The organism is Silvania sp. (genome assembly GCF_051656365.1).
Lineage (GTDB): Bacteria > Pseudomonadota > Gammaproteobacteria > Enterobacterales > Enterobacteriaceae > Enterobacter > Enterobacter hatchlandensis.
In genome coordinates this window covers 1-18,268 of sequence record NZ_JBOGBT010000021.1, presented here as the reverse complement: position 1 = coordinate 18,268, position 18,268 = coordinate 1, and the positions used below count along the sequence as shown (strand labels likewise).

Annotated in this window: 14 protein-coding genes, 2 tRNA genes and 2 other RNA genes; 7 read left to right on the top strand and 11 right to left on the bottom strand. The window is 57.7% G+C overall.

What is annotated here, in order from left to right:
- Positions 1–8: 8 nt before the first annotated feature.
- The 4 genes from ACRDD5_RS03870 to ghrA form a co-directional block, all read right to left on the bottom strand.
- Entirely contained in the window at positions 9–500 is a 492-nt protein-coding gene (locus tag ACRDD5_RS03870) for a DUF1097 domain-containing protein (protein WP_271281803.1), read from the bottom strand.
- A gap of 87 nt (positions 501–587) precedes the next feature.
- A complete protein-coding gene (locus tag ACRDD5_RS03865) occupies positions 588–1,142 on the bottom strand; it encodes a TorD/DmsD family molecular chaperone (protein ID WP_271281804.1) in 555 nt (184 codons plus the stop codon).
- A gap of 20 nt (positions 1,143–1,162) precedes the next feature.
- Positions 1,163–1,900, bottom strand: coding sequence for a phosphatase (locus tag ACRDD5_RS03860; protein WP_438675997.1), 738 nt, complete (start codon positions 1,898–1,900; stop codon positions 1,163–1,165).
- A gap of 82 nt (positions 1,901–1,982) precedes the next feature.
- Positions 1,983–2,921, bottom strand: coding sequence for a glyoxylate/hydroxypyruvate reductase GhrA (gene ghrA, locus ACRDD5_RS03855; RefSeq protein ID WP_438675987.1), 939 nt, complete (start codon positions 2,919–2,921; stop codon positions 1,983–1,985).
- 227 nt (positions 2,922–3,148) lie between these two features.
- Here ghrA and ACRDD5_RS03850 point away from each other — a divergent pair.
- Both ACRDD5_RS03850 and ACRDD5_RS03845 read left to right on the top strand, forming a co-directional pair.
- Positions 3,149–3,236, top strand: a tRNA-Ser gene (locus ACRDD5_RS03850).
- Between the two features lie 46 nt (positions 3,237–3,282).
- Positions 3,283–3,420: non-coding RNA, RtT sRNA (locus ACRDD5_RS03845), on the top strand.
- 7 nt (positions 3,421–3,427) lie between these two features.
- Here ACRDD5_RS03845 and ACRDD5_RS03840 read toward each other — a convergent pair.
- Positions 3,428–4,333 carry a LysR family transcriptional regulator gene (locus tag ACRDD5_RS03840; protein ID WP_438675986.1) on the bottom strand — a complete coding sequence of 302 codons (906 nt, stop codon included), beginning with the start codon at positions 4,331–4,333 and terminating at the stop codon, positions 3,428–3,430.
- Between the two features lie 110 nt (positions 4,334–4,443).
- Between ACRDD5_RS03840 and ACRDD5_RS03835 the strand changes: the two genes are divergently transcribed.
- The 3 genes from ACRDD5_RS03835 to ACRDD5_RS03825 all read left to right on the top strand — a co-directional run bounded on the left by ACRDD5_RS03835 (position 4,444) and on the right by ACRDD5_RS03825 (position 5,709).
- Positions 4,444–5,304, top strand: a complete 861-nt coding sequence (locus ACRDD5_RS03835) for a pirin family protein (RefSeq protein WP_438675985.1) — start codon at positions 4,444–4,446, stop codon at positions 5,302–5,304.
- Between the two features lie 133 nt (positions 5,305–5,437).
- A tRNA-Ser gene (locus ACRDD5_RS03830) sits at positions 5,438–5,525 on the top strand.
- Positions 5,526–5,571: 46 nt separating this feature from the next.
- A non-coding RNA gene (locus ACRDD5_RS03825) (RtT sRNA) lies at positions 5,572–5,709 on the top strand.
- 300 nt (positions 5,710–6,009) lie between these two features.
- Here ACRDD5_RS03825 and phoH read toward each other — a convergent pair.
- The 4 genes from phoH to efeU form a co-directional block, all read right to left on the bottom strand.
- Complete coding sequence (phoH, locus tag ACRDD5_RS03820; protein ID WP_438675984.1) at positions 6,010–6,798, bottom strand: phosphate starvation-inducible protein PhoH; 789 nt, start codon at positions 6,796–6,798, stop codon at positions 6,010–6,012.
- A gap of 495 nt (positions 6,799–7,293) precedes the next feature.
- The gene (gene efeB, locus ACRDD5_RS03815) at positions 7,294–8,577 is read right to left on the bottom strand and encodes an iron uptake transporter deferrochelatase/peroxidase subunit (protein WP_438675983.1); all 1,284 of its coding nucleotides are present in this window, start codon (positions 8,575–8,577) and stop codon (positions 7,294–7,296) included.
- A 5-nt stretch (positions 8,578–8,582) separates the two neighbouring features.
- A complete protein-coding gene (gene efeO, locus ACRDD5_RS03810) occupies positions 8,583–9,710 on the bottom strand; it encodes an iron uptake system protein EfeO (RefSeq protein ID WP_438675982.1) in 1,128 nt (375 codons plus the stop codon).
- Between the two features lie 44 nt (positions 9,711–9,754).
- The gene (efeU, locus tag ACRDD5_RS03805) at positions 9,755–10,588 is read right to left on the bottom strand and encodes an iron uptake transporter permease EfeU (protein WP_271281812.1); all 834 of its coding nucleotides are present in this window, start codon (positions 10,586–10,588) and stop codon (positions 9,755–9,757) included.
- A gap of 251 nt (positions 10,589–10,839) precedes the next feature.
- Between efeU and ACRDD5_RS03800 the strand changes: the two genes are divergently transcribed.
- On the top strand, positions 10,840–12,024 hold the full coding sequence (locus tag ACRDD5_RS03800; RefSeq protein ID WP_438675981.1) for a NupC/NupG family nucleoside CNT transporter: 1,185 nt from the start codon (positions 10,840–10,842) through the stop codon (positions 12,022–12,024).
- A 35-nt stretch (positions 12,025–12,059) separates the two neighbouring features.
- On the opposite strand, the gene ACRDD5_RS03795 is transcribed toward ACRDD5_RS03800, so the two are convergent.
- Together ACRDD5_RS03795 and putP are read right to left on the bottom strand one after the other, a co-directional pair.
- Entirely contained in the window at positions 12,060–12,479 is a 420-nt protein-coding gene (locus ACRDD5_RS03795) for a DUF3574 domain-containing protein (protein ID WP_438675980.1), read from the bottom strand.
- A gap of 116 nt (positions 12,480–12,595) precedes the next feature.
- Positions 12,596–14,104, bottom strand: coding sequence for a sodium/proline symporter PutP (gene putP / locus ACRDD5_RS03790; protein WP_438675979.1), 1,509 nt, complete (start codon positions 14,102–14,104; stop codon positions 12,596–12,598).
- Between the two features lie 422 nt (positions 14,105–14,526).
- On the opposite strand from putP, the gene putA reads away from it, so the two are divergent.
- Positions 14,527–18,268 (top strand): trifunctional transcriptional regulator/proline dehydrogenase/L-glutamate gamma-semialdehyde dehydrogenase (putA, locus tag ACRDD5_RS03785; RefSeq protein WP_438675978.1); only part of this gene is annotated, 3,742 nt, incomplete at its 3' end.

The following is an 18,268-nucleotide window of genomic DNA, read 5'->3' as shown; positions in this document are numbered from 1 at the left end:
CGCCTTTTTTATTTGCTCAGCGCCGCCGCGTTGTTCGCCTTATCCCGCCGTGCTGCCAGCCACAGCCCGCTGTTTTTCATCGCGTAGCCAAACACCAGCCCCAGCGCCAGAGAAGGCACGACCAGACGCCAGTCACCCTGCCCTGCGAAGGTCGCACAGGCGCCCATGAAGGTTCCGGGGACGAACGACAGCAGCAGATGTTTCGCCTGGATGCACATTAAAAATGCCACCACGCCGGTCATCATATAGCCGAAGATTTCCAGATGCGGTGCCAGCGCACTGCCATGGATAATGATCATCGCCCAGGCGACGCCGCTCATCAGCGTGCAGGCAGAGATAAAGAACCCCTTCAACCCGCCCTGCGGACAGGCGAAATACGCCGTGCAGCCCAAAAAGCCCGCCCAGCTGAGAAGTCCTGACGAAACCGCGACCCAACCCCAGATCCCGGAAAGGATGCCGGTGGTCAGTGCTATAGAAAAGAGTATGTTCATGGCGCGCATCTTAGCAGATACGCGCCGAGGAAATGAGATCAGAAACACATAATATGTAGAATGAGAGCAGCCGTTACATTCAAATAGTGATCTAAATCACTCTTCATTCTCTTCCTGCAGCTCGTCCCACATTGCCGCCAGGGCATCGCGGGTTAGCGGTGCCATAGTGCGCCAGAAGGGCGAGGTAGCATGGGCTTCGACCTTGCCGAGAAACGCCGCGCACCAGGGCAAAATGAACTCGGCGAACAGGGTCTCCAGCGCTTCGTTTTCATCTTCTGCAGAATGGTCTTCAATCCACGATGCCGCCAGCAGCAAGGTGCCGATGTGATCGGCAGGGGTATCGGTCAGCGGCATCCCGCGCGCAGAGAGGAAAGCACGTACTTCGGCTTCGGTCGCGCCCTCTTCCCAGGCTGAACGGTAAGGCGGAACGCGACACTCTTCGCCGACAAACAGCGCGTTATAGTCGGCCGCAATTTGCTGCATGTCGCAGCTGTTTTGCAGACGCTGCAGCAGATCATCCTGTTCAAGCGGCCAGTTCTGTGCCAGCTTGCCTTCGCGCACCAGGGTAAAGAGCGGTACCAGCAGCGGATCCTGCGGCTGACGGTAATACAGCGAGCCCAGTACGCGGCAGAGGATGGAAAATTCATTCATTTGTTGAGTCCATTACACAGTTAAAGTTCGGCAAATTCTACGATCGGAGCCATACCACGCGACTCCAGGAAATTCAGTAAACGGCGGGGAGAGACGTTCAGAATTCGATCTTCCGGGAACGCCACCTGATCGAGGATCTTACGGCATTCGCTAAAATCTCCCAGCGTAAACGCGGTATGGGAATCGGATCCCAGCGCCACGTAGCCGCCTGCGTCACGCACCGCCGCGGCAACTTCCAGGCAGTTCGCTTCACTGCCCTTACGGGAGTGGATAAAGGAGGAGTTATTGATTTCCAGCGCCACGCGATGCTTCGCGGCGGCCTGCGCCACGGCCTGGATATCAATCGGGAACTTCGGATTCCCCGGATGGCTGATGATATGTACATTACCACTGGCGATGGTGGCAATCATCGCTTCGGTATGGGTGGCTTTGTCCTGTGGGGCAAAAACCGGCTCATGGAAGCCGGCAAGAATCAGATCCAGAGAGGTCAGCATCGGGCCGGTACAATCAATTTCACCCTGCGTGTTTTTGATGTTGGCTTCGATCCCGCGCAGGATCCCGACGCCATCAACCAGACGCGGCCAGATGCGCATATTCACAAAGTGCCAGTAGTGCGGCGCATCCGCCATATCAGGACCATGATCGGTGATCGCAAAGAGCTTAATGTTCTTAAGCCTGGCCTGGGCGATGTAGTCATGAAGATTGCTGTAGGCGTGGGTACTGGCGACGGTGTGCATATGCAGGTCAACGGGATACATCATTCTCTCCTCTCGTGTTTCCCAAAGGATAGCAGCTATCACGGGCGTTTATTAGCAAAAACCCGGCAACCGCCGGGTTTACTCAATAGCCCCGCTGGCGGTCAACGCGCCCGGTCACCGACTCACCCTGCTCCAGATGGGTAATGGTGCGGGCAATATACGACACCGCCTCTGCAGGACGGGTCACCGCCGCAACGTGCGGGGTCATCGCCACGCGCGGGTGTGCCCAGAGCGGGCTTTCTGGTGGTAAAGGTTCTTTGCTGTAGACATCCAGCATTGCGCCTTTCAGCTTGCCGCTCTCCAGTGCTTTCAGCAGGTCGGCCTCCACCAGATGCACGCCGCGCGCCAGATTCATCACGTAGCTATTATCCGCCAGTTGGTTAAGCAGACCGCGGTTGATGATACCGACTGTCTCGGCGGTATTGGGCAGGAGGTTAATCAGCACCCGCGTTCCCTGTAAAAACGGTGACAGTTCGTCTGCGCCCGCAAAGCTGGTGACGCCTGGGTAGTCCTTACGCGTGCGGCTCCAGCAGCGCAGCGGAAAGCCCCACGGTGCCAGCGCTTCGGCCACTTTCGAGCCCAATACCCCGGCACCAAGGATACCGATGGTAAAATCTTCACGTTGATAATCGGTCAACGGCTCCCAGCGCGCCTGCTGTTTTAACGCCTGGTAATCATCAAAGCGACGGAACCAGTGCAGCACCTGGCTCACCGCGTACTCCTGCATCTGCTCGCCCATGCCGGTGTCTTCGAGGCGGAACAGCGGGATATTGTCGGCCAGCATATCCGGGTGCGCTTTCAGTTTACTGAGGATCGAGTCCACCCCGGCACCCAGCGCAAAGACCGCTTTCAGTTCCCGTCCCTGCAGCATCTCCACCGGCGGATGCCACACCAGTGCATAATCTGCCGGTTGGTTATCGCCGCGCTTCCACTCGCGCACCCGCGCGCCCGGCAACGCCGTCGACAGCGCTTTTAGCCAGTATTGAGTATCAAAGGTCGGATGATAAAAAATGATGTCCATTGCGATTGCCTTCTTTGTGCGGTTTTATGTTCATTTTCAAGTGCCTTGCAGCTTAGCAAACTTTTACGCCGAGGTCGTTGTCGATAAAAAAGTCACTTTCAGCACATTTAGAAATCATGTTGCTCGAAGTTTGTCTAAACACGCTAATTAACTGAAAAAGGTGATTGACGGCGGAACGGCTTTTTCTTACATTAGCGCCCGTCCCAGCAACAACGGGATGACAATACGGTGAGGTGTCCGAGTGGCTGAAGGAGCACGCCTGGAAAGTGTGTATACGGCAACGTATCGAGGGTTCGAACCCCTCTCTCACCGCCATATTTAAAGAAGAGCTCGTACGCAAGTACGGGCTTTTTTTTCATCTATATGCCCCCGAAAGAGAGGGGCGAGAACCCTCGACCAGGGTTCGACAACTGGCTGTAGCCAGTTGGACAGACTGAGAGCGTAGCGAACAGGCTGCCCGCAGGGCGAGCGAAGCGAGTCAGCCCCTCTCTCACCGCCATCAGGCGTCACTCCTCCACTATCCTTGCATATTCCTCGGTCAAAAAATCCACCAGCGTCTTCACCGACGGCAATAACCCACGTCGGGACGGATACACGGCATGAATCACTTCTCGTCGCGGCTCCCATTGTTCGAGCACCCTGACCAACGCTCCTGACGCAAGCTGGTCTTTCACCATTAAGATGGGTAACTGCACCACGCCAACGCCCGCCATGGCCGCTTCACGCAGTGCCAGCATATCGGTGGTCACTAAGCGCGGCGTAAAATGGATCTCGGCCTTCGCCCCATCCGGGCCATGCAGTTCCCACTTATGCACCTGCTTACCGGCCCCCATACTCAACCCTGGCCATTGGCTGAGCTCGGCGGGCATAGCCGGTTTACCCCTGCTCTCAATCAGATGGGGGCCTGCGACCAGGCAATGTCCCCGGTCGGCCAGCACCCGCAGCACCAGATCGCTGTCATCAAACGGGCGCGGACGCACGCGGATGGCGATATCAATCCCCTCGGCCACCAGGTCCACCCGGCGATTGGTGGCTTCGAGCTGCAGGTTGATCCCCGGATAGCGGGCCATAAAGCGCGCCAGCATCGGCCCAACGTGAACATGCAGGATCGTCACCGGACAGGTGATCCTGACCATGCCGCGCGGTTCCGCCTGCAGCGCCGCAACGGCTTCTTCTGCCGCCTCGGCTTCTATCAGCATCGCTTTGCAGTGCTGATAGAAAGTGTGCCCCACCTCGGTAACGGTAAACTGCCGCGTAGTGCGCTGGATTAAGCGCACCCCAAGTCGTGCTTCCAACTGAGCAATCCGGCGGCTCAGTTTGGATTTTGGCTGATCGATCGCCCTGCCCGCCGCCGCAAAACCACCGTAATCGACCACTTTCACGAACCAGACAAAGTCGTTGAGATCCTGCATACCACCCTCATCGTTCCATTTATGGAACTGTGAATGTCATTTTCACACTCTACCGCGAAATTAAAGCTGAATATAAGCTAATAGCATCAACCGAACATCAGGAGAAGAAAATGAAAAACATCACTGGCGTCTACACCGCCCCCCGTCCGCACTGGGTTGGCGACGGTTTCCCGGTACGTTCCATGTTTTCTTACCAGACTCACGGCGAGCCGCTGAGCCCGTTTTTACTGCTGGATTACGCGGGTCCGCACAACTTCCCGGCTGACGGCGCGAAACGCGGCGTGGGTGAGCACCCGCACCGTGGCTTTGAAACGGTCACGATTGTCTATTCCGGCGAAGTGGAGCATCGCGACTCGACGGGGAAAGGCGGCGTGATTGGCCCGGGCGACGTTCAGTGGATGACCGCCGGAGCCGGGATCCTGCATGAGGAATTTCACTCCAGCGCCTTCGCCCAACAGGGTGGCGAGCTCAAAATGATGCAGCTGTGGGTCAACCTGCCCGCGAAGGACAAAATGGCGGCACCGGGCTATCAGAGCATCACCAAAAACGCGATCCCGGTGGTGGCGTTACCGGATAACAGCGGTGAACTGCGCGTGATTGCCGGTCGTTACGGTGACGTGGCGGGGCCTGCGCATACCTTCTCACCGCTGAATGTCTGGGACATCGCGCTGCGCCAGGGAAGCCATCTGACCCTCGAGCAGCCTGCAGGCTGGAGCACCGCGCTGGTAGTGCTTGAAGGCAGCGTCGTCGTAAACGGAACGGCGAAGGCCAGCGAAGCACAGCTGGTGGTGTTGAGCCAGGAAGGAGAAAAGGTACATCTGGAAGCCAGCAGTGATGCCAAGGTGCTGCTGATGGCCGGGGAACCGCTGAACGAACCGATTGTCGGCTATGGTCCGTTCGTGATGAACAGCAAAACCGAAATCGCGGAAGCTATCAGCGATTTCAATTCTGGTCGCTTCGGTCAGATCTAAAAGCAACGCGGGCGCAGGTTTGCTTATTGCTTAACCGAACGAGCAGGAATACATAAAATCTGCTTGACCGTTTTAGCCTGACTGCCTATAGTAGCGCCCCGTTGCCCCCGAGAGGAAAGGCAGCGAACAATACGGTGAGGTGTCCGAGTGGCTGAAGGAGCACGCCTGGAAAGTGTGTATACGGCAACGTATCGAGGGTTCGAACCCCTCTCTCACCGCCATATTTGAAGAAGAGCTCGTACGCAAGTACGGGCTTTTTTTTCATTTATACGCCCCCGAAAGAGAGGGGTGAGAATCCTCGACCAGGGTTCGACAACTGGCTGTAGCCAGTTGGACAGACTGAGAGCGTAGCGAACAGGCTGCCCGCAGGGCGAGCAAAGCGAGTCAGCCCCTCTCTCACCGCCATCTTCGAGAAAGAGCTCGTACGCAAGTACGGGCTTTTTTTCATTTATACGCCCCCGAAAGAGAGAGCCGCCCTGGCACGTTCACGGGTGATGCGACTGACAGAGAAGCACAGAACTTAAAGTGAACGGAACCACCACCGGAGCCGCATGCTCCCCCTCACCCCAACCCTCTCCCTGAATGGAGAGGGGGCCGACCGTGCCAATTTTTTTGTGGGGATCCCTCAGCCCCACGGGAGAGGGAATAAAGCGGCCGCACAAAAAACAAAGCCCGGTTTCCCGGGCTTTGCACAATGTATCAAAATCAATAGTAGGCGTTTAGTGTCCGCTGGCAGAGTGCCGAGCGCACGCAGTCGTCTTTGGTAAACTGCACAATTCCCACCATATCATCTTCAACAAAACGTGCCATTGCATCGCTTAAGCCGGATTTGACGCCGCCAGGCAGGTCACACTGGGTAATGTCGCCGTTAACGATAACCGTAACGTTTTCCCCGAGGCGCGTTAAAAACATCTTCATCTGCGCAGCAGTTACGTTCTGAGCCTCGTCGAGAATCACAACTGCATTTTCAAATGTACGTCCGCGCATATAGGCGAACGGCGCAATTTCTACCTTACCGATTTCAGGGCGCAGGCAGTACTGCATAAAGGATGCACCGAGTCGCTTCACCAGCACGTCATAGACGGGCCGGAAGTACGGGGCAAACTTCTCCGAAATATCGCCGGGCAAGAAGCCGAGATCTTCATCGGCCTGCAGTACCGGACGGGTGACAATAATCTTCTCAACATCCTTATGAATCAGAGCTTCTGCCGCTTTGGCTGCACTTATCCAGGTCTTCCCGCATCCGGCTTCACCGGTTGCAAAGATAAGCGACTTACTCTCGATAGCATTCAGGTACTGCGCCTGAGCGTCATTGCGTGGGGCAATTGGGGACATATCACGGCTGTCCCGCGCCATGCCAATTGCTTCTACGCCACTCATCTGCACAAGCGAGGTGACCGATTCTTCTTCACGCTGTTTATGGCTGCGTGAATCCCGTCTCAGCACACGTTTTGCTTCGCGACGAGCTTTGATCACTGCTTTTTGTCTTCCCATGGATAGCACCTTGAGTTGTTGGTATTCATCACTCGCGCCATCGGCGCGATTAGGCGAACGAACATCTGAGGGTTGGCTTCCTTTTAAGCCAGAGCTTTCTTGGTTAGGTGACACGACCGAATCGCTATGCTCACCATTCGGCGGGTCGGAGAAATCAGGATGCGCTGTGGAGGGGGAGAATTTTGTGGCGAAGAGATCGCTGCCGGAGGTGGGGCCTCCGCGCCGGGTGCTGCGGTTGTTTCGTTTACCTTGTCCAGTACAGGACCCAACCATTCGCGATCTCCAAAGTGATTGATCATCACCGTAGGTGTTTACCGCTGTCTTAAAATAAGTACAACAGGATTTATCATAAATGCAACATTTATTTTACCTGAGTGCAACTTTTAAGACTCACCCTACAGTTCTGGAGAGTGTGATAGAAAAATATTACAGAAATATAACAACAGCAAAAACAATCTTAAATAGCTGTCCCGCTCAGGGCGAGCGGGACAGGTTTCAGGCCTTCAGCAGCCCCTGTGCGAGCCAGTCGTTCTTATCACGCACGCCCGGCAGGGCAAAGAAATAGCCCCCGCCAATCGGCTTGATGTACTCTTCCAGCGCCTCGCCGTTTAAGCGCTTCTGGACGGTCAAAAAGCCCTTCTCAAGGTCGTGCTGATAGCAGACAAACAGCAGCCCCATATCCAGCTGACCCGAGTTGGTCACCCCCAGCGAATAGCTGTAGCCCCGGCGCATCATCAGATTGGTTTCCGTCTCCTTAGTGCGCGGGTTCGCCAGACGAATATGGCTGTCGAGGGCGATGGTGTCGCCGTGTGGATCGCGGGCGTAGTCCGGCACGTCGTGCTCGTTTTTCATCCCCAGCGGTGCCCCGCTGTGCTTGTCGCGGCCAAAGATAGTCTGCTGCTCCTTAAGCGGCGTGCGGTCCCAGAACTCGACGTGGAACTGAATGAGCCGGATGGCCTGATAGCTGCCGCCCACCGCCCAGGTCGGTTCGCCCTGATCGTCCGTCACCCACACCACGTTATCCATCAGCGTCGCGTCGCGGCTGTCCGGGTTGGCGGTGCCGTCTTTAAAGCCGAGCAGATTCACCGGCGTCTCTTTGCCCTTGCTGCGCGCCGCGTGGTCAGAGATAAACCCTTCCCGCTTCCAGCGCACGCTCAGCAGATCTGGGGTGTGCTTGATCAGATCCCGCAGGGCGTGGATCACCGTATCCTGGGTGTTGGCGCAGATCTGGATCAGCAGATCGCCGTGGCACAGGGCCGCATCCAGCGAATCATTCGGAAAACGCACCATCTTCTGCAGCGCTTTCGGCTTGTGCTTTTCCAGCCCGAAGCGAGCATCAAACAGCGATGCCCCGAGCGATACCGTCATCGTCAGGTTATCCGGGGCGATAAAGGCACCCAGAATGCCGGAGTCCATCGGCGGCAGGCGCGGGTTCGGCGTGTCGGGCGCCGGTCCGCCGGTGGTAAGAAAGTCAATGCGCTGGGTCAGCAGGCGGAACAGACGTTCCAGCTCGCTTTTATCGCTGGCCAGCACATCAAACGCCACCAGCATCATCGACGCCTGCTGCGGGGTTAAAATCCCGGCCTGATGCGGCCCGTAGAACGGCTGCGTTTCCATGCGCGCATCCGGGGAGAGCGTGCCCGGCGCGCTCTGCGGTTTGGCCGCGTGCGCCACTGGGCAGCCACCGGCGAAGGCAAGGGTGCCGCCAAGCACCCCCACCCCTTTCAGCAACCGACGTCGTGAAGGTTCAGCAACGTCGTTGTCATCGTGCTTGTTCATGGTGCTTAGTCCAGACCCAGAACACCGCGCAGCTGCGCCAGATCTTCTGCCAGGGTGGTGATTGGCCCTTTCAGCGCGTTACGGTCGGCATCGGTCAGCTTGTCGTAAGTTTCAAAGCCGTCTTGGGTACGGTATTTAGCCAGGATGGTGGTGACTTTCTTGAAGTTGGCATCCACTTTCGCCAGCAGGGCGCTGTTATCTTTTTGCAGCTGCGGACGCAGCAGGTCAACAATCTTCTGTGACCCCTCGATGTTGGCCTGGAAGTCCCACAGATCGGTGTGGCTGTAGCGATCTTCTTCACCGCTGATTTTGCTGGCGGCCACTTCTTCAATCAGAGCCGCTGCGCCACCGACCACTTTTGACGGCGGGAAGGCCAGCTCGCTGATGCGCTTTTGCAGATCCAGCACGTCGCTGTTCAGCTGCTCCGCGTACTGCTCCATCCCTTTGGTGGAGTTATCGCCAAACAGCGCTTTTTCCAGACGGTGGAAGCCGGTGAATTTCGGATCGGCGGCTTTCTGCTCGTAGTCATCTTCACGGGCATCGATGCTGCCGTCGAGATCCGAGAACAGCTCGGCAATCGGTTCGATACGCTCGTAGTGCTGGCGCGTCGGTGCGTACAGGGATTTGGCTTTCTCGATATCGCCCGCTTTCACCGCGTCGGTAAAGGCTTTGGTACCGGCAACCAGGTCCGCAGTCTCTTTGGTGACGTAGGCTTTATAGGCCGTAATCGCGTCGCCGAGGCTCAGCAGGGCTTCACCTTTGGCCGCATCGGCGGTGGCTTCGCCTTTGACGATCAGCTTGCCTTTCGGGTTGGTCAGCAGGCCGCAGGTCATGTCATATTCGCCCGGCTGCAGGTTAGCGGTCATCTTCTGGCTAAAGCCCGGCGCGATATTCTCACGCTCTTCCACCACCATTACCCCTTTGAGGATCTCCCACTCCAGCGCTTTCTGGCTATGGTTCTGAATGATGAACTGGGTTTTACCGCTGTTGACGGTGATGCTCATCGGCTCGCACTGTTTGTCGGTAACGGTGACGTTCACCTGCGGCACATCCGCCGCCTGGACCGAAAACGCAGAAGACAGCAGTACGGCAATGCCAGCCTGTAACGCACTACGACGAAAATGAATAGCCATGACCCTTCCCTTTTCTTAAGTATGTTGTAACTACAGTGAGCACGTTAGCGCGAAATGCCCGAAGCCTGAGTGCTGGCGCGCGGTGGCAGACAAAACAGCACCAGCGCCGGGATCAGATAGATAAAGTAAACCGCCACTTCGCTGACGCTCGGTGTTTCCTGATAGCCGAAAATACCTTCCAGCAGCGTACCGGTTAACGAATGGGTAGAGAGGATGTTGCTTAGATCGAAGGCCACATCCTGGAAATGGTTCCACAGCCCGGCCTCATGGAAGGCACGGATGGCCCCCGCCGCCAGCCCGGCCGCCACCAGCAGAATAAACAGGCTGGTCCATTTAAAGAACGCGCCCAGGTTGAGGCGGATCCCGCCCCAGTACAGCAGAAAGCCGAGCACCACCGCCGTAGCCAGCCCCAGTACCGCGCCGATCGGGGGCCAGATCCCCACGTCCTGCTGGAATGCAGCCAACAGGAAGAACACCGACTCCAGCCCTTCGCGGGCGACAGCAAAAAAGACCATCATCACCAGCGCCCAACCGTGATGATTGCCCTTAGCCAGCGCGCTGTCGACGGCCTGCTCCAGCTGAACTTTGACATTGCGCGACACTTTACGCATCCAGAACACCATCCAGGTGAGGATCACCACCGCAATCAGCGCCACAATGCCTTCGAACAGCTCCTGCTCTTTTTGCGGGAACTCGCCGGTGGTTTCGTTGATGGCAATCCCCAGTCCCAGACAGAGGGCGGCGGCAAGGAACACGCCAATCCACATCACACCGATCCAGCGGCCGCGCTGGGTGCGTTTCAGATAGCTGGCGATAAGGCTGACGATTAAGGCCGCTTCAAGGCCTTCACGTAACATAATGAGAAATGGAACAAACATGCCGACACCTTAAATGTTTATCGCGGTCAACTGATGCAAAGAAAAGTAAATTCTTGTGATAGTGATTATCATTACGGAAATAAGAAACACAAGTGAAATATGCGATGTTTTAATGACAGGATGTAAACCCCTGACGGGGAAATAATCACCCAGGTTATTAAAAGGTTTATAACTTATAACGTAAATGCCCATTTACGCTAACATCTGCCTGTGGCTAAATAAGCGCCTTTCTAATCTGCTGAAAATCAACCATGTATAACTTTTTGCATTTCCTGCTGGCGCTGGTGGTGATCCTCGCTCTTGCCTGGCTGGTCAGTTTTGACCGCCGTAACGTCCGCATTCGCTACGTCATTCAACTTATCGTGATTGAAATTGCGCTGGCGTTCTTTTTCCTGCACGCCGAAAGCGGGCTGTTTGTTATTCAGTACGTGTCGGGCTTCTTCGAGTCGCTGCTGAAATATGCCGCCGAAGGGACCAACTTTGTGTTTGGTGGGATGGGAGAAAAAGGGCTGGCGTTTATTTTCCTCGGCGTGCTGTGTCCCATTATCTTTATATCCGCGCTGATCGGCATTTTGCAGCACTGGCGTATTCTGCCGGTGATTATTCGCGTGGTCGGCACTTTGTTGTCGAAGGTCAACGGCATGGGCAAGCTGGAGTCGTTTAACGCCATCAGCTCGCTGACGCTGGGTCAGTCGGAAAACTTTATCGCCTACAAAGGGGTGCTGGGGGATCTGTCGTCACGCCGGCTGTTCACCATGGCGGCCACCGCCATGTCGACGGTATCGCTGTCGATTGTCGGTGCCTACATGACGATGCTGGAGGCTAAATATGTGGTCGCGGCGCTGATCCTGAATATGTTCAGCACCTTTATCATCCTTACCATTATTAACCCGACGCGCCCGGAAGCGGAGCCGGAAATTAAGCTGGAGAAGATGCACGAATCCCAGAGTTTCTTCGAGATGCTGGGGGAATATATTCTGGCCGGCTTTAAAGTGGCGATGATTATTCTGGCGATGCTGATTGGCTTTATTGCCCTGATTAGCGCCGTTAACGCTCTGTTCTCCAGCGTGTTCGGTCTGAACTTCCAGCAAATTCTGGGCTATGTGTTTTATCCGCTGGCGTGGCTGGTGGGGATCCCCCTGAGCGATGCCCTGCACGCGGGCGGGATAATGGCAACCAAGCTGGTGGCAAACGAGTTTGTGGCGATGATCGAACTGCAGAAGATTGCGGCGCAGATGACCCCGCGCGGGCTGGGCATTCTGTCAGTGTTCCTGGTGTCGTTCGCCAACTTTGCCTCGATCGGCATTGTGGCCGGGGCAATTAAAGGGCTGAACGAGCAGCAAGGCAACGTGGTGTCGCGCTTCGGCCTGCGCCTGGTGTACGGCGCGACGCTGGTGAGCCTGCTGTCGGCGAGCTTTGCGGGATTAGTGTTGTAAGCAATAACGGCGGGAATAATCCCGCCGTTTTTTTATCAGAACTGCACGCACACCGGCTGATCGACGCGCATCACCGATTCCTGGGCGAAGCGCTTTTTATAAATCCCGCGTAACGCTTCGATATTGCTTTCGCTCTGCGCATCCTGGCCGTGGATCAGCATCAGCGCCTTGCTCGGCTCGCGCGCCACTTTGCCGTCGTTGCCCAACCACTGCCCACGCGCATCAAACACCGTTAAGCCATCGCGAAAACGCGGGGTCACGTCCCCATCAACAAACTGCTGCCACTCCTGGCCACCGATCGCCTCCCCTGCCGGACGGTTCAGGCCGAAATAGAGCGTGGTCTGCTGCATCTGGTTGTCGGCTTTGCAGGTGTCGGGTGCATTCGTGTGCGATGGTGCGTTGCAGCCTGCCAGCAGGAAGAGTGCGCCCGCCATAAGCCCTGTTTTGATTGTCATACTTCGCTATCCTCATTGTTTTTAGCACAAGGATATGAGCGTAAGTTGCAGAAATAAGCAAGAAAAAAGCCGGGTAGCGTAAACGCTTACCCGGCCTGGCGTGTGCGAGGAAATACTTATTCAGGCTGTAACTTTGTCGGCGGGGCGCTGTGATAAATCGCGTCTGCGTCAGCAAAGCGTTTCTGCATGGCGGCAGACGGCGCTTTGCCCAGTAGGCTGAACACCACAATGCCAATGCTGCCAAAGATAAAGCCCGGAATGATTTCATACAGACCCAGCCACGCGAACTGCTTCCAGACAATGACGGTAACCGCACCGATAATCATCCCCGCCAGCGCACCGTTACGGGTCATGCGGGACCACAGTACCGAGAACAGCACCACCGGACCAAAGGCCGCGCCAAAGCCTGCCCAGGCATAGCTCACCAGACCCAGCACGCGGTTTTCTGGATTTGCCGCCAGCGCAATGGAGACCAGCGCCACCAGCAGCACCATAAAGCGCCCTACCCATACCAGCTCTTTCTGGCTGGCGTGTTTACGCAGGAAGGCTTTGTACAAGTCTTCAGTGATCGCACTGGAGCAGACCAGCAGCTGGCAACTCAGGGTCGACATCACCGCTGCGAGGATCGCTGAGAGCAGGATCCCGGCAATCCACGGGTTGAACAGGATCTGCGCCAGCTCGATAAACACGCGCTCGGCGTTCTGGTTCACCGCACCCGCCAGCGACGGGTTGTTGTTGAAGTACGCGATACCGAAGAAGCCTACCGCACAGGCCCCAGCCAGACACAGGATCATCCACGCCATGCTGATACGACGGGCATGAACGATGGTGTGGTGGGAATCTGCCGCCATAAAGCGCGCCAGAATGTGCGGCTGACCGAAGTAACCCAGCCCCCAGCCCATCAGCGACACAATCGCGACAAAGTTCAGGCCCTTCAGCATGTCAACGTTTTCGACGCTCTTCTGCTGGATCACTGCCAGCGAATCACCCAGACCGCCCACGGAAAGAATCACAATCACCGGGGTCAGGATCAGGGCGAAGATCATCAGGCTGGCCTGCACGGTGTCAGTCCAGCTTACCGCCAGGAACCCACCCACGAAGGTATACAGGATGGTCGCGGCTGCGCCCGCCCAGAGTGCGGTTTCGTAGCTCATGCCGAAGGTGCTTTCGAACAGGCGCGCACCGGCCACGATGCCGGAGGCACAGTAGATGGTGAAGAACACCAGAATGACCACTGCGGAGATAATGCGCAGAATACGACTGTTATCTTCGAACCGGCCGGTGAAGTAGTCCGGCAGGGTCAGGGCGTTGTTGTTAGCCTCGGTGTGCACGCGCAGACGCCCGGCCACCAGCTTCCAGTTAATCCAGGCTCCGACGGTCAGACCGATGGCAATCCAACTCTCCGAAATACCGGAGATAAAGATCGCGCCCGGCAGGCCCATCAGCAGCCAGCCGCTCATGTCGGATGCGCCCGCAGACAGCGCGGTTACCACCGGGCCGAGGCTGCGCCCGCCGAGGATATAGTCGTCAAAGTTTTTGGTAGAACGCCATGCAAGGAACCCTATCAGGATCATGCCAAATATATAGATAAGAAATGTCACCAGCATCGGTGTGCTAATTGCCATTTAAATACTCCGCAAATATGGTCGACAGCCTTCCCGGCTGCCTGTTATTCCATCACCGGAACGAGGTGATGATGATGTGTGTTTCTGTTGGCCGCGCGTATCCTGCCGTATGCACTGCCGTGACACAAACGATTTAACACTGCATTCACATCATTTTCATCCCCGGTTTCACATCAGTTTCCTGGAGGTTGCACTCGCTCACGTTTTTTACGGTTGCACCGTCAAAAACTGTTAAGTCCCGCATGAAACCAGGCTTTCGTCGTAAAATCCACACCTTTATTCAGGTTAACATCACACTAACAATCCATTCATTTTTCAGCTTGCAAACCGGGTCACATTTAACGAGGTTGCACAAAGTTGCAACATAGTGGATATTCCACGTTAACCACATTATCGGTAGAAAAATCACAGGAGTTTTTGGCATGGGGATGACCACCATGGGAGTTAAGCTGGATGACGCCACCCGCGAACGAATTAAATCGGCTGCCACGCGCATTGACCGCACGCCGCACTGGTTAATTAAGCAGGCAATCTTCAACTATCTGGAAAAGCTGGAGAGCGACGACGCTCTGCCAGAGCTGCCTGCCCTGCTGGCCGGTGCCGCCAATGAAAGCGACGACGCTCATGACGCGGCCGATGAGATCCACCAGCCGTTCCTCGATTTTGCCGAGCAGATCCTGCCTCAGTCCGTCAGCCGCGCCGCTATTACCGCCGCGTACCGCCGGGCAGAGACCGACGCCGTGCCGATGCTTCTGGAGCAGGCGCGTCTGCCGGAGCCGATTGCTACCCAGGCCCATAAGCTGGCTTACGATCTGGCCGACAAGCTGCGCAGCCAGAAAACCGCCTCGGGCCGCGCCGGGATGGTGCAGAGCCTGTTGCAGGAGTTTTCTCTCTCTTCGCAGGAGGGCGTGGCCCTGATGTGTCTGGCGGAAGCGCTGCTGCGTATCCCGGACAAAGCCACCCGTGACGCGCTGATCCGCGACAAAATCAGCAACGGCAACTGGCATTCGCACATTGGCCGCAGCCCGTCGCTGTTCGTTAACGCCGCCACCTGGGGCCTGCTGTTTACCGGCCGTCTGGTCTCCACCCACAACGAAGCCAGCCTCTCCCGCTCCCTGAACCGCATTATCGGCAAGAGCGGCGAGCCGTTGATCCGTAAAGGCGTGGACATGGCGATGCGCCTGATGGGGGAGCAGTTCGTCACCGGGGAGACCATCGCCGAAGCGCTGGCCAACGCCCGCAAGCTGGAAGATAAAGGCTTCCGCTACTCTTACGACATGCTGGGTGAAGCGGCCCTGACCGCCGCCGACGCGCAGGCCTATATGGTCTCTTATCAGCAGGCGATCCACGCCATTGGTAAAGCCTCCAACGGCCGCGGCATTTATGAAGGCCCGGGGATCTCGATTAAGCTCTCCGCCCTGCACCCGCGCTACAGCCGCGCCCAGTACGACCGGGTGATGGAAGAGCTCTACCCGCGCCTGAAGTCCCTGACCCTGCTGGCGCGCCAGTATGACATCGGGATTAACATCGACGCCGAAGAGGCCGACCGCCTGGAGATCTCCCTCGATCTGCTGGAAAAACTGTGCTTCGAACCGGAACTGGCGGGCTGGAACGGGATCGGCTTTGTCATCCAGGCCTATCAGAAGCGCTGTCCGTTTGTGATTGATTACCTGATTGACCTCGCCACCCGCAGCCGTCGCCGCCTGATGATCCGTCTGGTGAAGGGCGCCTACTGGGACAGCGAAATCAAACGCGCCCAGATGGACGGCCTGGAAGGCTATCCGGTCTATACCCGCAAGGTTTACACCGATGTCTCTTACCTCGCCTGCGCCAAAAAGCTGCTCGGCGTGCCGAACCTGATCTACCCGCAGTTTGCTACCCATAACGCCCACACCCTGGCGGCGATCTACAGCCTGGCCGGCAATAACTACTATCCAGGCCAGTACGAATTCCAGTGCCTGCACGGCATGGGTGAACCGCTGTACGAGCAGGTGACCGGTAAAGTGGCCGACGGCAAACTGAACCGTCCGTGCCGAATTTACGCCCCGGTCGGCACCCATGAAACGCTGCTGGCGTACCTGGTGCGTCGCCTGCTGGAAAACGGCGCTAATACCTCCTTCGTAAACCGCATCGCGGATAACACCCTGCCGCTGGACGAGCTGGTTGCCGATCCGGTGCAGGCGGTGGAAAAACTGGCCGCCCAGGAAGGCACCACCGGTCTGCCGCATCCGAAAATTGCCCTGCCGCGCGAACTGTACGGCAGCGAGCGGGTTAACTCCTGCGGGCTGGATCTGGCAAATGAACACCGTCTGGCGTCACTCTCCTCATCCCTGCTGAACAGCGCGCTGCAAAAATGGATTGCCCGACCGATCCTCGAGCAGGCGGTGGCCGACGGCGACATGCTGCCGGTGGTTAACCCGGCCGAGCCGAAAGATGTGGTCGGCTATGCGCGGGAAGCCAGCGAGCAGGAAGTGGAGCTGGCGCTTAACAGCGCGGTGAACAACGCGCCAATCTGGTTCGCCACCCCGCCACAGGAGCGTGCGGCGATCCTGGAACGCGCTGCGGTGCTGATGGAAGATCAGATGCAGCAGCTGATTGGCATTCTGGTGCGCGAAGCGGGTAAAACCTTCAGCAACGCCATCGCCGAAGTCCGCGAAGCGGTCGACTTCCTGCACTACTATGCCGGACAGGTGCGCGACGACTTTGCCAACGAAACTCACCGCCCGCTGGGGCCGGTGGTCTGTATCAGCCCGTGGAACTTCCCGCTGGCGATCTTCACCGGGCAGGTTGCCGCCGCCCTTGCCGCAGGCAACAGCGTGCTGGCGAAACCGGCCGAGCAAACCCCGCTGATTGCCGCTCAGGGGATCAACATCCTGCTGGAAGCGGGCGTCCCGCCAGGCGTGGTGCAACTCCTGCCGGGTCGCGGCGAAACGGTAGGCGCGAAGCTGACCGCCGACAACCGCGTGCGCGGAGTGATGTTCACCGGCTCGACCGAAGTGGCCTCCCTGCTACAGCGTAATATCGCCACCCGTCTTGATGCTCAGGGTCGTCCGACGCCGCTGATTGCCGAGACCGGCGGCATGAACGCGATGATCGTCGACTCCTCGGCCCTGACCGAGCAGGTGGTGGTAGACGTGGTTTCTTCCGCCTTCGACAGCGCCGGTCAGCGCTGCTCGGCCCTGCGCGTGCTGTGCCTGCAGGACGACATCGCCGACCACACGCTGAAAATGCTGCGCGGTGCGATGGCGGAATGCCGGATGGGCAATCCGGGCCGTCTGACCACTGACATTGGCCCGGTGATCGATGCCGAAGCCAAAACCAACATTGAAAATCACATTCAGGCGATGCGCGCCAAGGGCCGTCCGGTATTCCAGGCGGTGCGTGAGAACAGCGAAGACGCGCGTGAATGGAACAGCGGCACCTTCGTGGCGCCAACCCTGATTGAACTGTCCAGCTTCGACGAGCTGAAAAAAGAGGTCTTCGGCCCGGTGCTGCACGTGGTGCGTTACAACCGTAACAACCTCGATCAGCTGATCGCGCAGATTAACGCCTCCGGCTACGGCCTGACGCTGGGCGTGCATACCCGTATCGACGAGACCATCGCCCAGGTGACCGGCAGCGCCAACGTCGGCAACCTGTACGTCAACCGCAACATGGTGGGCGCCGTGGTCGGCGTGCAGCCGTTCGGTGGCGAAGGCCTGTCGGGCACCGGACCAAAAGCCGGGGGACCGATGTACCTGTATCGCCTGCTGGCGCACCGTCCGGCGAACGCGCTGGGCGTAACCCTGGCGCGTCAGGATGCCCAACGTCCGGTGGATGCGCAGGTGAAAGCGGTGCTGATCCAGCCGCTGGAGGCGCTGACGGCCTGGGCAGAAAAACGCCCGGCGCTGCAGGCGCTGTGCCAGCAGTATGCCGAGCTGGCGCAGGCCGGAACCCAGCGTCTGCTGCCGGGGCCAACCGGCGAGCGCAACACCTGGACGCTGATGCCGCGCGAGCGCGTCCTGTGCGTGGCGGATAACGAGCAGGATGCGCTGGTACAGCTGGCGGCAGCGCTGGCGACGGGTTGTGAAGTGCTGTGGCCGGAAGATGGCCTGCACCGGGACCTGGCGAAGCAGCTGCCGAAGGCGGTGACCTCACGCATTGGCTTTGCCAAACCGGACGTGC

Coding starts and splice junctions, on each gene's coding strand:
- efeU (WP_271281812.1), bottom strand. CDS start 10,588: ATGTTTGTTCCATTTCTCATTATGTTACGTGAAGGCCTTGAAGCGGCC.
- ACRDD5_RS03795 (WP_438675980.1), bottom strand. CDS start 12,479: ATGACAATCAAAACAGGGCTTATGGCGGGCGCACTCTTCCTGCTGGCA.
- putP (WP_438675979.1), bottom strand. CDS start 14,104: ATGGCAATTAGCACACCGATGCTGGTGACATTTCTTATCTATATATTT.
- phoH (WP_438675984.1), bottom strand. CDS start 6,798: ATGGGAAGACAAAAAGCAGTGATCAAAGCTCGTCGCGAAGCAAAACGT.
- ACRDD5_RS03840 (WP_438675986.1), bottom strand. CDS start 4,333: ATGCAGGATCTCAACGACTTTGTCTGGTTCGTGAAAGTGGTCGATTAC.
- efeO (WP_438675982.1), bottom strand. CDS start 9,710: ATGGCTATTCATTTTCGTCGTAGTGCGTTACAGGCTGGCATTGCCGTA.
- ACRDD5_RS03835 (WP_438675985.1), top strand. CDS start 4,444: ATGAAAAACATCACTGGCGTCTACACCGCCCCCCGTCCGCACTGGGTT.
- ghrA (WP_438675987.1), bottom strand. CDS start 2,921: ATGGACATCATTTTTTATCATCCGACCTTTGATACTCAATACTGGCTA.
- ACRDD5_RS03865 (WP_271281804.1), bottom strand. CDS start 1,142: ATGAATGAATTTTCCATCCTCTGCCGCGTACTGGGCTCGCTGTATTAC.
- ACRDD5_RS03800 (WP_438675981.1), top strand. CDS start 10,840: ATGTATAACTTTTTGCATTTCCTGCTGGCGCTGGTGGTGATCCTCGCT.
- ACRDD5_RS03860 (WP_438675997.1), bottom strand. CDS start 1,900: ATGTATCCCGTTGACCTGCATATGCACACCGTCGCCAGTACCCACGCC.
- ACRDD5_RS03870 (WP_271281803.1), bottom strand. CDS start 500: ATGCGCGCCATGAACATACTCTTTTCTATAGCACTGACCACCGGCATC.
- efeB (WP_438675983.1), bottom strand. CDS start 8,577: ATGAACAAGCACGATGACAACGACGTTGCTGAACCTTCACGACGTCGG.